The organism is Lederbergia citrea, assembly GCF_018343525.1.
Lineage (GTDB): Bacteria > Bacillota > Bacilli > Bacillales > Bacillaceae_C > Lederbergia > Lederbergia citrea.
This window is the reverse complement of the sequence record NZ_JAGYPH010000001.1, coordinates 262,537-276,891: the sequence shown is the minus strand read 5'-3', so window position 1 is coordinate 276,891 and position 14,355 is coordinate 262,537. Positions and strand designations below refer to the sequence as shown.

Annotated in this window: 11 protein-coding genes; 1 reads left to right on the top strand and 10 read right to left on the bottom strand. The window is 39.8% G+C overall.

What is annotated here, in order from left to right:
• Positions 1-16 precede the first annotated feature (16 nt).
• The 5 genes from hemB to hemA are packed head-to-tail and all read right to left on the bottom strand — an operon-like array spanning position 17 to position 4,979.
• Entirely contained in the window at positions 17-1,000 is a 984-nt protein-coding gene (gene hemB / locus KHA88_RS01405) for a porphobilinogen synthase (RefSeq protein ID WP_213121314.1), read from the bottom strand.
• Between the two features lie 3 nt (positions 1,001-1,003).
• The gene (locus tag KHA88_RS01400; RefSeq protein WP_213121313.1) at positions 1,004-1,816 is read right to left on the bottom strand and encodes a uroporphyrinogen-III synthase; all 813 of its coding nucleotides are present in this window, start codon (positions 1,814-1,816) and stop codon (positions 1,004-1,006) included.
• Positions 1,813-2,745, bottom strand: a complete 933-nt coding sequence (gene hemC / locus KHA88_RS01395; RefSeq protein ID WP_213121312.1) for a hydroxymethylbilane synthase — start codon at positions 2,743-2,745, stop codon at positions 1,813-1,815. Before hemC ends, KHA88_RS01400 begins: the two co-directional genes overlap by 4 nt.
• A 28-nt stretch (positions 2,746-2,773) precedes the next feature.
• Complete coding sequence (locus tag KHA88_RS01390; protein WP_213121311.1) at positions 2,774-3,607, bottom strand: cytochrome c biogenesis protein; 834 nt, start codon at positions 3,605-3,607, stop codon at positions 2,774-2,776.
• Positions 3,608-3,623: 16 nt separating this feature from the next.
• Complete coding sequence (hemA, locus tag KHA88_RS01385; protein ID WP_213121310.1) at positions 3,624-4,979, bottom strand: glutamyl-tRNA reductase; 1,356 nt, start codon at positions 4,977-4,979, stop codon at positions 3,624-3,626.
• 199 nt (positions 4,980-5,178) lie between these two features.
• Here hemA and KHA88_RS01380 point away from each other — a divergent pair, with 199 nt between their 5' ends.
• The gene (locus KHA88_RS01380; RefSeq protein ID WP_213097543.1) at positions 5,179-5,664 is read left to right on the top strand and encodes a LiaI-LiaF-like domain-containing protein; all 486 of its coding nucleotides are present in this window, start codon (positions 5,179-5,181) and stop codon (positions 5,662-5,664) included.
• Positions 5,665-6,303: 639 nt separating this feature from the next.
• On the opposite strand, the gene yihA is transcribed toward KHA88_RS01380, so the two are convergent.
• The 5 genes from yihA to tig all read right to left on the bottom strand — a co-directional run bounded on the left by yihA (position 6,304) and on the right by tig (position 14,267).
• Positions 6,304-6,885, bottom strand: coding sequence for a ribosome biogenesis GTP-binding protein YihA/YsxC (yihA, locus tag KHA88_RS01375; RefSeq protein ID WP_213106757.1), 582 nt, complete (start codon positions 6,883-6,885; stop codon positions 6,304-6,306).
• On the bottom strand, positions 6,882-9,158 hold the full coding sequence (gene lon, locus KHA88_RS01370; protein WP_430413630.1) for an endopeptidase La: 2,277 nt from the start codon (positions 9,156-9,158) through the stop codon (positions 6,882-6,884). The genes yihA and lon overlap by 4 nt, the downstream gene beginning before the upstream one ends.
• Before the next feature lie 335 nt (positions 9,159-9,493).
• Entirely contained in the window at positions 9,494-11,161 is a 1,668-nt protein-coding gene (gene lonB / locus KHA88_RS01365; protein WP_213121309.1) for an ATP-dependent protease LonB, read from the bottom strand.
• Between the two features lie 210 nt (positions 11,162-11,371).
• Positions 11,372-12,637, bottom strand: coding sequence for an ATP-dependent protease ATP-binding subunit ClpX (gene clpX / locus KHA88_RS01360; protein ID WP_213097547.1), 1,266 nt, complete (start codon positions 12,635-12,637; stop codon positions 11,372-11,374).
• A 340-nt stretch (positions 12,638-12,977) separates the two neighbouring features.
• Entirely contained in the window at positions 12,978-14,267 is a 1,290-nt protein-coding gene (gene tig, locus KHA88_RS01355; RefSeq protein ID WP_213097548.1) for a trigger factor, read from the bottom strand.
• Between the last annotated feature and the right edge of the window lie 88 nt (positions 14,268-14,355).

Below are 14,355 nucleotides of genomic sequence, written 5' to 3'. Positions count from 1 at the left end.
AACCTCCAGTTATCAATTAGTTAGATTCTTTTATCCATTTAGCTGCATCTTTTGCAAAGTACGTAATAATTAAATCAGCACCAGCTCGTTTAATACTAGTCAGCATTTCCATAGCGACTGCTTTTTCGTCAACCCAGCCATTCAATGCAGCAGCTTTAATTAGTGAATATTCGCCACTTACATTATAAGCAACCATCGGGACGTTAAAGCTGTTTTTCACGTCGCGAATAATATCCAAATAAGAGAGAGCCGGTTTAACAATTAAAAAGTCTGCGCCTTCTTCAATATCCGATTGCGCTTCTCTTAAAGCTTCCATTCTATTAGCTGGGTCCATCTGGTATGTTTTTCGATCTCCGAATTGAGGCGTGCTATTAGCAGCATCACGGAATGGACCATAAAACGCAGACGAGTACTTAACAGCATATGACATAATCGGAATATCTTCAAACCCAGCCCCATCGAGACCTTTTCTGATTGCTGAAACAAATCCGTCCATCATGTTTGACGGGGCAATAATATCTGCTCCTGCTTCAGCCTGGCTAATGGCTGTTTTCACTAGTAATTCGAGACTAGCGTCATTTAACACTTGTCCATTCTCCACTAGCCCACAATGACCATGGTCTGTATATTCGCATAGACAAGTATCTGCAACTACGAGCAGGTCAGGATGATGTTTTTTTACCTCTCTAGTTGCTTCCTGAACAATTCCGTGATTATGATAGGCACCGGAACCGCAGTCATCTTTTTCTTCCGGCACCCCAAAAAGAATAACGGATTTTATTCCAAGACTAACGATTTCATCAAGTTCTCTCTTTAATAAATCCAAGGAAATCTGAAAAACGCCTGGCATAGATGAAACTTCATTCTTTCGATTCTCCCCTTCGACGATAAAAAGAGGATAAATGAAATCTTCCGCTCGCAAATGTGTTTCACGTACCATTGATCTTAAATTAGCTGATCGGCGTAATCTACGATGTCGTTTAAATTGAGTTGAATCCATAAACTAAACATTCCCTTCCTGTTCCTGCTTGGCGAAATAATCGCATAGTTCCTCAAACATATGATCAATTGTAAAGGTAGCTGGCCAAATGGGTGCATGGAAACCTGCCTGTTCAATTGTTCGTTTCGTCACAGTGCCAATGGCGGCCATAAGAAGTTTTTTTGCATGCAAATCGAGATGATTTTGCTTTACAATTTTAATAAAATGGTTAAATGTTGATGGGCTGGTAAATGCCGCTACATCAAGCAAATCTTCTTTCAAAATCTTAATCAGTTTATCCGTCTCTTTTGTTGGATAATACGTATCATAAACAATCCATTCATCAGCAACCAGATTGCGGGACCTGAAGCTATCTGCAATCGTAGTGCTTGCCAAATTACCTTTTGGAATCAGCACTCTATTTGCGTTAAATCCTAGTTCAAAAAAATCACGTGCGAAATCTTCTGCAGTATATACATTGGGCATAAACTGTGATGGCAACCGATAGCGATTGAGCGCTTCCTGTGTTTTTTCCCCAACGACTGCAAATTGCAGTTGACTATTGATTAGTTCATAGTCTTCAATTTTATCTTGAATATGTTGAAAGAAGTAATTAACTCCATTTTTACTAGTGAAAATAATCCAGTCATATTCCTTAATATTACTAATAAAATAAGGTGCATTAATATCCTCATGTGCACGGAAGTCAATTAAAGGAATCATATATGGGACACCGCCGGCAGAGGCTACATCGTTGCAAAACTTTTCACCTTGATCAGAGCCGCGCGTAATGAGGACATGCTTGCCTTTTAACGGCAGCTGGGGAACCCCGTTCATTGATCCAGTTCTTCTTTCACTTGATCAATGAGCGCTTTTGCCCCCTGGCGAGTTAATATTTCTGCAGCTTCCTCACCGACAGTTTGCGGATCTGATCCCGTTACAGTCTCCTTATAAATTGTTTTACCATCTGGTGATGCAATGAGAGTTGTTAGTTCAATTTCGTTTTCTTCTGTTATCTTACCAAATCCTGCAATCGGCACTTGGCAGCTGCCATCCATTTTGTCCAAAAAGACACGTTCTGCCTCAACTGCACGAGCCGTCGTTTCTGAGGTCAATTTTGCCAGCTGCTCCAATAGCTCATGATCATCTGCCCGGCATTCAATGGCAAGCGCCCCCTGGCCGATAGCTGGAAGGCAAATTTCAGGTTCAAGGTATTCTGTCACAAGTTCGCCTTTTCCACCTAGACGGACAAGACCTGCAGCCGCCAGGATAATAGCATCATAATCTTCCGTTTCCAATTTGGACATGCGCGTTTCAATATTACCGCGAATCCACTTAATTTCAAGGTCTGGCCGTTCAGCAAGTAGCTGCGCACTTCTTCTTAAGCTGCTTGTCCCAACAATTGATCCAGCGGGAAGATCTTTCAGTTTCACATGTCCTTTTGAAATAAGAACATCGCGAGAGTCTTCACGTTCAGGAATGCAGCCGATCATTAGCCCTTCAGGCAAAACAGCGGGCATATCTTTCATACTATGAACAGCCATGTCGATTTCACCATTCAGTAATGCCTGCTCAATTTCTTTTACAAATAGACCTTTCCCGCCTACTTTCGATAACATCACATCAAGAATGCGATCTCCTTTAGTAACAATTTCTTTTACTTCAAATTCAAATGGTACATCAAGTTTCTCCAACTGTTCACGTACCCAATTGGTTTGTGTTAATGCCAAATTGCTTCTGCGTGAACCGATGACGATTTTTCTCATATTTTTGCCTCCTACCAGTATGTAATCATTAATAATGCCAAATATGGAAATTAGATAAACGGCTGACTAAAAAGAAGTTAATCAAGATAATAAAAAACGCAGCGGTATTCCACAATGCAAGTTTCCTACCGAATATTTCTTTTTTTCTATGCAAATAAAGAATAAGACTGTAAACGATTAATAGAAGGAAAGATCCAATAATTTTTAGATCATACCATTGAAAATAAGGAAGTTTGATAAACGCCCACTGGAGACCTAGGATAAGGCTTAGTAACAGCATCGGTACTCCGATTATGTTTAATACATATGATATTTTCTCTAACTTAGCTAAATCACTTAAGCGCCATAGCCTTTTCTGCCACTTTTTCTCTTTTAGTAATTTATACTGCAGTAAATAAAGTGCAGAAAATACGAAGGATAATGTAAAAGCCCCATAAGATAAAATGGCCATTGTAATATGGATGAAAAGCAATTCGGAGACAAGCTGCTCAGCCATTGCTTCCGTTGGGCGCTGAAATGGTGCAAATGCATGAATCGCCATAATACTAAATCCGAGAATATTGGTAAAAAACACGGTGAAATCTACTTTTAAAATCCGATGAATTGCGAGTGATAAAGTAATTAGCACCCATGAATAAAAGTAGAGGCCTTCAAAAAGAGTGAGTACCGGAAACCTTCCAGCTCGTAGCATATATAGAAATAAAAAAATTGTTTGAAGGATCCAAACAATCGAAAGTAATCGGAAGGCAATGCGATTGACCTTCCGATTTTGATCAATGAAATCGATAAAATACAGTAAAATAGAAATTGCATATATGATAATCACGATTTCTGGCAGTCTAACCATCATAAGATCCAACATGGTACAACACGTCCTCTTATGATTGGAAAGAAGTCAGCGGAGTGGCGAACTTGATCGCCTTTTTATTAGGCACTTTTTCTTTCACCTGAACATCTTGTTCGCCGCCGGCCTCTTCCAAATCAAAGATTTGTTTAAAGAGAGCAATCTTTTCAGCTGCCTGAGGCGCTCCTGAGAGTTCTTTCACTTGTAATATTGGATCTTTTAGGAGTTGGTTAATAATGCTTTTCGTATGTTTGTTTAAAACTTTTCTTTCTCGATCAGATAGATCGGGTAATTTGCGTTCAATGCTTTTCATCGTTTCTGCCTGGATAGCGAGTGCTTTTTCACGCAATGCGGAAATAACAGGAACTACACCAAGCATATTGACCCATTCTGAAAAAGAAACGATTTCTTCTTCTATCATTTCCATAATTTTTTCTGCAGCTATTTTTCGTTCAACCATGTTTGCTTGAACGATACCTTCCAAATCATCAATATCATAAAGGAAAGCACTTTCCAACTCTGATATAGCTGGGTCAAGATCACGTGGAACTGCAATATCCATAAGGAAAAGCGGGCGTCCTTTCCGCATTTTTTCCATATTCGCTAACATATCTTTTTGAACGACGTAACCATTGGCACCTGTTGAGCTTATGACAATATCAGCTTCCATCATTGCACACTGAAGCTCGTTCAATGATTTTGCATGACCATCAAATTTTTCCGCAAGTGTTTGCGCTTTTTCAAAAGTACGGTTGACAACCGTCACTTTTGTAGCCCCGTTTGAATATAGATTTTTTATCGCTAGCTCGCCCATTTTCCCGGCTCCGATGACAAGCACATGCTTGTCCTTTAGGTCGCCAAAAACTTTCTTAGCAAGCTCAACCGCAGCATAGCTTACAGACACAGCATTTGCTCCAATATCCGTTTCCGTATGTGCACGTTTGGCTAAGGTGACTGCTTGCTTCATCAGATGGTTAAACACTGTGCCTGTCGTTCCGTTTTCTTGAGCTAGTAAAAAGCTCGTCCGGATTTGGCCCAGAATTTGCGTTTCACCGAGCACCATAGAATTTAAACCACATGTCACTTTAAACAGATGCTCCACTGCTGCTTCATGTTCATGGATAAATAAGTGGTTTGAAAAGTCTTTTTGCTCGATACCAAACCATTCAGCTAAAAACTCTTTAATATAGTAACGTCCCGTATGCAACTGATCGACAACCGCATATACTTCGGTACGGTTACACGTAGAAACAATCATATTTTCCAAAATACTTTTTTTATTTTTCAAGGCCGACATGGCAGATGGCAAGGCCGACTCGGAAAACGCAAGCCGCTCCCTGATTTCTACTGGGGCCGTTTTATAATTTAATCCTACAATAATGATGTGCATATGAAAATATGGCACCTCCAGAATAATTGCTCATATGTTTATTATACCATGCCAGATTATAAGAATTCTAAAAAGATGTGAACAGATAATGAAAGCTGTGATATGATTTAAGCATATTAATTTTACGATCGAATTTTCTTCCTGTAACATATCAAATTAATTATTGGAATACAAGGAAATGGGATAGGTGTGAAAAATTATGAAAAAACAAACATTTTTTACTGGAGTTATCTTAATTGGATTTGGATTATATTTTCTGTTTCAGCAATTCCATTTTACCCTTTTGGCAGACTTTTACACGTGGCCGACTCTTTTGATTATCGTCGGTGTTGGCTTTTTGGCACAGGGATACTTAGGAAGGCTTTATGATTTTATTTTACCAGGAGTAGTCTTGACAGGGATTGGTATTCATTTCCACATTGCCAGCAAACTAGATGTTTGGCCAGATCATTCAGGTATCTTTTTATTACTAATTGCACTCGGTCTATTTCTAAAATACGTCAAAACGGGCGCCGGACTTTTTCAAGGCATTCTTTTCTTTGCTGCTGCAATTTTATTACTTTTCTTTGATAGATTGGCAGATTGGGCTGGAAGACAAGGATATGATTTCACGATGATCAGTAATATTTGGCCTTATTTCTTTATTGCATTAGGAGCATATTTTTTATTTGTTCAAAGGAAATAATAAAAAGCTTCCGGAAAATCCCGGAAGCTTCAGACTGTAGACAAACACGAAATTCGAGTTGTCTACAGTCTTTTTATTTGGAGAGAGCAGGTTTTCCGAAGCTTACCGCTCGCTTTCCGCGGGGCGAGCGCCGAGCCGCTTCGTCGCTACGCTCCTGCAGGGTCTCGGCTGTCTCGCAGATCCCGCAGGAGTCGAGCGGACGCTTCTCCAAACCAATAAAATGCTATATTTTAAACAGATGAAAAGTCAACCAGATCGTTAATTTTACGCAAAGGATTATCCGGTGGAACTACTAGTTCAAAAATATCCATATATGGACTAAAAACCATTGGTTGTTGATTTTTTATCATAGTACCCATTCATTTGAAATTGATACTAATGATTATAAAGTAAAAAAGATATAATTTCCTAAGAGTTTAGGATATTATTTCTTTTTTTAGGCTCTATAAAGCTTAACTATGGATTTTAGCATGCTCCGTTGATTGGAGCGGAAGGCGGCGAGTCCTGCGGGATAAGCGCGTCCAGGTGAGATCCCGCAGGAGCGAAGCGACGAGGAAGCTCACCGACCGCCCGCGGAAAGCGTCCGCCTGGAGCGGAAATCAAAAGTATCATAAGATCCTGTTTTCAAAGCGCTTGTGTTTACATCCATTTGCGCAATGCATTCCAAACATTGTCTTTGCCTTCAGCTGTTTCAGAAGAAAATATGATAATTTCATCACCTTTTACAAGGTCGAGATTTTTTTTGATTACTTTCTTATGTGCTTCCCATTTTCCCCGTGGTATTTTATCAGCTTTAGTAGCTATGACGATGCAAGGAAGCTCATAATGCTTTAAAAAGTCATACATCATGATATCATCTTTTGTAGGTGGATGCCTCAAATCAACAATCAGTAATACCGCACATAACTCTTCTCTGCTCGTAAAATATGTTTCAATCATTTGACCCCATTTTTCACGCTCACCTTTGGATACCCTTGCGTATCCATAGCCAGGTACGTCAACAAAATAAAGTGCATCTTCGATTTTATAATAATTCAATGTTTGGGTTTTACCAGGCTTTGATGATGTACGGGCCATGCTCTTTCTATTAATCATTTTATTAATAAATGAGGACTTTCCAACATTGGATCTGCCTGCCAGAGCAAACTCTGGCAGACCTTCACCGGGATATTGCTCCGGCTTAACGGCACTAATAACAAGTTCAACATTATTTACTTTCATTTCGAATCACCTGCTAACGCCGTATTCAGTACTTCATCCATATGAGAGACTGGTACAAACTTCAAATCATTCCTGACACTCTCTGGAATATCATCAATATCTTTCTCATTATCCTTTGGTAAGATAATCGTTTTCAAACCCGCTCGATGCGCACTTAATGATTTTTCTTTCAACCCGCCAATTGGCAGAACTCTTCCACGCAGCGTAATTTCACCCGTCATCCCTACTTCTCTCCTGATCGGACGTCCTGTCAGTGCAGAAACAAGCGCTGTTGCGATCGTAATTCCCGCTGATGGGCCATCTTTTGGAACAGCACCTTCTGGCACATGGATGTGTACATCGCAAGTTTCATGAAAGTCTTTTTCAAGATGAAGCTCTTCAGCTTTTGAACGAACAAAGCTGAAAGCGGCCTGTGCCGATTCCTTCATGACATCACCTAATTTCCCAGTAAGAATAAGCTTGCCTTTTCCTGGCGATAACGAGACTTCAATTTGTAAAGTATCGCCTCCTACCGCTGTATAGGCTAGTCCTGTCGCTACGCCAATTTGATCTTCATTTTCTGCTTGGCCATAGCTATATTTTTTCTTTCCAAGCAATTCTTCCAAAAAGTCTTCCGTAATTATAACTCTTTTTCGTTCTCCTGATACAATGATTTTTGCGGTCTTTCTACAAATTGACGCAAGCTGCCTCTCCAATTCTCGAACGCCCGCTTCCCGGGTATAATACCGAACAAGCTTCTTAACCGCATCATCTTTCATTTGAAGCTGGCTTTTCGTTAAACCATGTTCTTGAATCTGCCTTGGCAGCAAATGATCTTTTGCAATATGGATTTTTTCAAGTTCCGTATAACCCGGAATCGAAATGATCTCCATGCGATCACGAAGCGGTCCCGGTATCGTTGCTAAATCATTGGCTGTCGCTAAAAACATGACCTTGGAAAGATCATATGTTTCTTCTATATAATGGTCACTAAATGTTTTATTCTGTGCTGGATCAAGAACTTCAAGCATGGCGGATGATGGATCACCACGAAAATCATTGGACATTTTATCTATTTCATCAAGTAAAAATACCGGATTAATCGTCCCAGCCTTTTTCATTCCCTGAATAATCCGTCCAGGCATGGCGCCTACATACGTTCGTCTATGGCCCCGAATTTCCGATTCATCCCTAACGCCACCTAAAGAGATACGAACAAAATTGCGCCCCATTGATTCAGCAATTGATCTTGCTAGACTTGTCTTTCCAACTCCTGGTGGTCCAACAAGGCAAAGTATTGGGCTTCGAAGCGATTTAGTAAGCTGCTGAACAGCTAAATATTCCAATACACGTTCCTTTACTTTCTCAAGTCCGTAATGATCACGTTCGAGAATCTTCTCTGCTTTATGAATATTTAAATCATCTTTCGTTGCATTAGCCCATGGCAAAGAAACGAGCCAATCAATATAATTGCGAATGACCGAACTTTCGGCGGAAGTAGAAGGGATTTTTTCATATCTATCCAGCTCTTTGAATGCGGTCTCTTTGGCATGATCGGGCATACCGGCTTTTTCAATTTTTTCAGTGAGATCCGCTATTTCTCCGGTTTTTCCTTCCTTATCTCCCAGCTCTTTTTGAATAGCTTTCATCTGCTCACGCAAATAATATTCTTTTTGTGTCCTTTCCATCGATTGCTTAACACGCTGACCAATTTTTTTCTCGAGATTAAGGACTTCTCTTTCATTATGAATAATTTCGATCACTCTACTAAGGCGGCGTTTTACATTAACCGTTTCAAGGATTTTTTGCTTATCTTGCAATTTTAATGGTAGATGCGAAGCGATAATATCCGCCATTCTTCCTGGTTCTTCTATATCTGCGACCGTAGCAAATGTCTCTGATGATATTTTTTTTGAAAGCTTGATATATTGCTCGAAATATTCAAGCATAGTCCTCATCAATGCCTGAACTTCAACATCCTTTTCTTCTTCATCCTCAAATAGTTCCAGTTCTGCAGATAAATAAGTTCCTTCATTTTTTAAAGTTGTTAATTTTCCTCGAGTCAACCCTTCAACGAGAACGCGGATCGTTCCATTAGGCAGCTTTAACATCTGCTTAACCTTAGTCAACGTCCCCATTTCATATATATCTTCTTCTCCCGGCTCATCAATCGAAACATCTTTTTGTGTTGTTAAAAAAATTAATTGATCCGCGAGCATTGACTGTTCTAAGGCTTGAACCGATTGCTCTCTTCCAACATCTAAATGTAAAACCATCGTTGGGTACACAAGCATTCCCCTCAGTGGCAAAAGCGGCACAAGTGGTTCTGTTTGTTTCGTCAATTCATACACCTCCAAAATAAAAGAAAAGTGCAAGCGCCTCGTTCAAAAGGCGCTAAAAGCTGGACACTTATCTTGAAAATCTACTTTTCAAGAGTCTTTTTTCAATTCTAGCTTATTCTGCCGCATCATGTCGAGGAACAGGCACTAAGAAAAGCGGAAACGCCTTGAATCAGCCCCGACAAGCAAATGTTCTGAGTCAATAAAAGTCCGGTCTTGACTTTTAATGACTCAGGTTATTTGACCTCGAGGGGCTAGGCGCTGCAGCTAGACATGTTCGAAATGTTGCACTATACACTTTTCTTATTTTTCTGGTCAATCAATCCCGGGAACAGCATTTCTTGATCGTTATTTTTAGCTAATGCTATTTCTAATACTTCTTCAAGGCGCTGAACAGGAATCACTTCAATATCCTCAATTTCACTTAAGCTCGATTGTACATTATCACTTGGAATCAGAACTGTTTTCGCCCCAGCGAATTTTGCGGCTTTCACCTTGGAAAACACCCCTCCTACTGGTTTAACATCACCATGTATACCAATTTCCCCTGTCATAGACACAGTATTTTTGACCGGGATTTTATAAATGGCAGAATAGATTCCGACTGCCATAGCAATCCCTGCAGATGGCCCATCTGTCGGAACGCCACCGGGAAAATTGACATGAATATCGTACTGGTTTGCTGGCACTCCCATCGTTCTGAGAACTGTGATCACATTTTCTACAGAACCTTTTGCCATACTCTTCCTTCTTACTGATTTTCCTTGTCCATTAATACTTTCTTCTTCAATAATTCCGGTTATATTAATCGAACCTTTATCCCTTGCTGGGAGGACAGTCACTTCAATATCAAGAAGCATTCCACTGTTCGGGCCAGTAACCGCCAGGCCATTTACGATTCCAATTTGCGAAATCGCGGCAATCTTTTTTTCATACCTTGGACTCAGTTGACTGGAACGAATAATCCACTCTATATCATTGTCCAGTATATAATCTCTATCTTCTGTTATCGCAAGCCCCGCAGCGATTTGAATCATATTAACTGCTTCACGGCCATTTCTAGCATATGAAGATAAAGCTCCTATCCCCGTTTGTTTAATTGAAAGCTGTACTTTATCCGCAGCATTTTTTGCAACAGCTTCTATTTCGGGCTGTTCCAACTCTCGGAAAAATACTTCCATGCAGCGCGAACGAATGGCAGGCGGAATTTCATTTGGTGTTCTGGTTGTTGCACCAATAAGGCGGAAATCTGCCGGTAAGCCACGTTTAAAAATATCATGAATATGAGCCGGGATTTGCGTGTTTTCTTCACTATAATAAGCACTTTCTAAAAAAACCTTACGATCCTCAAGAACTTTAAGCAATTTATTCATTTGAATCGGATGCAATTCACCAATTTCATCAATAAAGAGGACTCCGCCATGAGCATTAGAAACAGCTCCCTGTTTTGGCTGCGGAATTCCCGCTTGCCCCATAGCTCCTGCTCCCTGGTAGATAGGATCATGGACAGAACCAATTAATGGATCGGCAATTCCCCGTTCATCGAATCTTGCTGTCGTAGCATCCAATTCAACAAAAACCGATGCTGGCCGAAATGGAGAGCGTTGGTTCCGTTTTGCCTCCTCGAGGACAAGTCTGGCAGCTGCAGTTTTTCCTACTCCAGGGGGTCCATAAATGATGACGTGCTGAGGGTTTGGTCCACAGAGGGCTGCTTTTAATGCTTTAATCCCATCTTCTTGCCCGATAATATCTGTAAAGCTGGCAGGCCGAACACGCTCTGCCAATGGTTCGGTTAGTTTAATGCCTCTCATTTTTCTTAAATGTTCCAGTTCTTTTTTAGATTCACGGTCAATCGTAACCTTTTGCGAACGCTGATTTTTAAGCAGGTTAAAAAAATATAAACCAATTACAACCCCAAAAAACAATTGAATGAATAAAACTAGTACTGTCCAATTCATCGTTTTCCCTCCTAAACGGTCTTTTCCGCATATGTGCTAGTATCTCCGTCACAGAATGGGAATAAACAATCTTTTTTAAGAGAAAAAAGTGTCAGACCCCCACCGCGTTAAAGCTTTAAAGTGGTGGGGGTCTGACACTTGGAAAAGAAAATCTTGTAACAATAAAAAAAGTCCAGGAAGCTTATTCTTCTTCCTGGACTTTATCTCTTACTATGCAGAAGTTCTTTCAGTTCCTTTGATGATTGTTCCATCCTCAAGGACTAATTTTGGTGGCTTTTCATCGAGAACGGCATCTTTTGTAATGATACATTTCTTTATATCATCTCTTGATGGCAAATCAAACATGACATCGAGCATGATTGTTTCAATGATGGACCGCAATCCACGAGCACCCGTTTTTCGTTCAATTGCTTTTTTAGCAATTTCATGAAGAGCTCCATCTTCAAACTCCAGCTCAACATGATCGAGTTCAAGCATCTTTTGATATTGTTTAACAAGCGCATTTTTCGGCTTAGTCAAAATTTCAATTAATGCTTCCTCATCAAGCTGTTCTAGGCTGGCAATTACCGGCAAACGGCCAATAAATTCAGGAATCAAGCCAAATTTAAGCAAGTCTTCAGGAAGAACTTTTGTTAACAAGCCTTTATCTTCAATGTCTTCTTGCTTAACGTCCGATCCAAAACCGATGACTTTTTGACCGAGACGACGCTTAATAATTTGTTCAACGCCGTCAAAAGCACCACCACAAATAAATAATATATTAGTTGTGTCAATTTGGATAAATTCTTGATGTGGATGCTTCCGTCCTCCTTGAGGTGGCACGCTCGCAACGGTACCTTCAAGAATTTTCAATAGTGCTTGCTGAACACCCTCACCAGAGACATCGCGTGTAATTGATGGATTTTCTGATTTTCTAGCAACCTTATCTATCTCATCAATATAGATAATCCCTCGCTCAGCCTTTTCTACATCGTAGTCAGCTGCTTGAATTAGCTTCAGCAAAATATTTTCCACATCTTCACCAACATAACCAGCCTCAGTCAATGAAGTTGCGTCAGCAATTGCAAATGGCACATTGAGAATACGCGCAAGAGTCTGGGCAAGAAGCGTTTTACCGCTTCCAGTTGGTCCGATTAGACAAATATTACTCTTTGCAAGCTCGACATCATCGATTTTGCTATTAGAGTTAATTCGCTTGTAATGATTATATACTGCTACAGCAAGGGATTTTTTTGCTTGGTCTTGACCAATGACATATTCCCTTAAAATTTCGCGGATTTCGTGTGGTTTTGGCACATCTTTAAAATCAACTTCTTCTTCTGTCCCAAGCTCTTCTTCAACAATTTCTGTACAAAGCTCGATACATTCATCACATATATATACACCAGGGCCTGCAACTAATTTGCGGACCTGTTCTTGGGTTTTTCCACAAAAAGAACATTTAAGCTGTCCTTTTTCCTCGTTAAACTTAAACATTGCAATCTCACCCCTTTAAAAAACTAAAACCATTGATGCATCTTCAAGGAAACTCCCTAAATTTGCAAATAGTTATGTAATGCATTGTAACATAGATTTCTACTTAATAACCATTATAAAATTCTAAAAACAGACATATTTATCTTTCACCGTTATAGGGTAAAAAAAACACCGCTCTTAAAATCAAGAACATTTAATCAAGTGAAGAAAAATCCCACTCAATTCCCCCTAGTTTTGACCTCACTTATGCTTATGTATACATTTTTATAAAACAAGGCACGTGCTAAACCGTGCCTTGTTTTATCTTAAGTCTTATATCTTATGTTTGTGTTGTTTAATATTATGCACCAATTTTACTGTTTTCAACAAGAAACTCAACTGCTTTTTGCACTTTTAAATCTGCTTTTAAGTTGTCCAGGTTTCCACCTAGGGCTTTCTTGATTTCTTCAAGTGGCATTTTGTACATTTCTGCCATTTTGTTCATTTCTTCATTTACTGATTCTTCGTCCGCTTCAAGGTTTTCTGCTTTTGCAATTGCCTCTAGCGTTAGATTCATGCGAACACGTTTCTCTGCATCTGTTTTCATTTGGCTGCGAAGCGCCTCTTGATCTTGGCCTGAGAATTGGAAGTAAAGGTCAAGATTCATTCCTTGCATTTGCAATCGCTGTTCAAATTCCTGCATCATACGGTCCACTTCAGTCTCAACCATGATTTCCGGAAGATCGATTTCAGCATTTTCAGTTGCTTTATCAACTAAAGTATCACGAAGTTTTTGTTCAGCTTCATTTTTCTTGCTCTCAGTCATCCGTGTTTTGATGGATGCTTTCAATTCTTCAAGAGTTTCTGCTTCTTCGTCCACATCTTTTGCAAATTCATCATCAAGCTCTGGAAGCTCTTTTGCTTTAATTTCATGGACTTTTACTTTAAATACCGCTGGTTTACCTGCCAATTCCGCTGCATGATATTCCTCTGGAAATGTTACTTCTACTTCTTTCTCTGCACCTGATGCTACACCAACAAGTTGCTCTTCAAATCCAGGAATGAATGAGCCAGATCCAAGTTCAAGCGAGAAGTTTTCTGATGTGCCGCCTTCAAATGCTTCACCATCAACAAATCCTTCAAAATCAATTACAACAGTATCGCCTTCAGCTGCTTCGCCTTCTTCTTTTACTACAAGCTCAGCTTGACGTTCTTGAAGTGTTTTTAATTCAGCAGCAACATCTTCATCTGTAACTTCTGTTTCCATCTTTTCCACTTCTAGACCTTTATAATCTCCAAGCTTTACTTCAGGTTTAACTTGAACTGTTGCTTTGAAAATTAATTCTTTTCCTTTTTCCATTTGCTCAATATCAATATCAGGGCGATCGATAGGCTCGATTCCCGTTTCTTCTACTGCGGAAGCATATGCTTCTGGAAGAATGATATCAAGTGCGTCTTGATATAGACTTTCCACGCCAAAGCGCTTTTCAAACATAGAACGAGGAATTTTCCCTTTACGGAATCCAGGAACACTCACTTGCTTGGATACTTTGTTAAAAGCAGCGTCAAGACCATTTTTTACCGTTTCAACATCTACTTCTACTGTAAGGGTACCTTTATTCCCCTCTAATTTTTCCCATTTTGCTGACATCTTCATTACCTCCAACAATATATAATTCGTTTCTTGATCTACTATTTAGCGGAATAGCCGCTCAAGTATGTAACATCAATTTAGATTC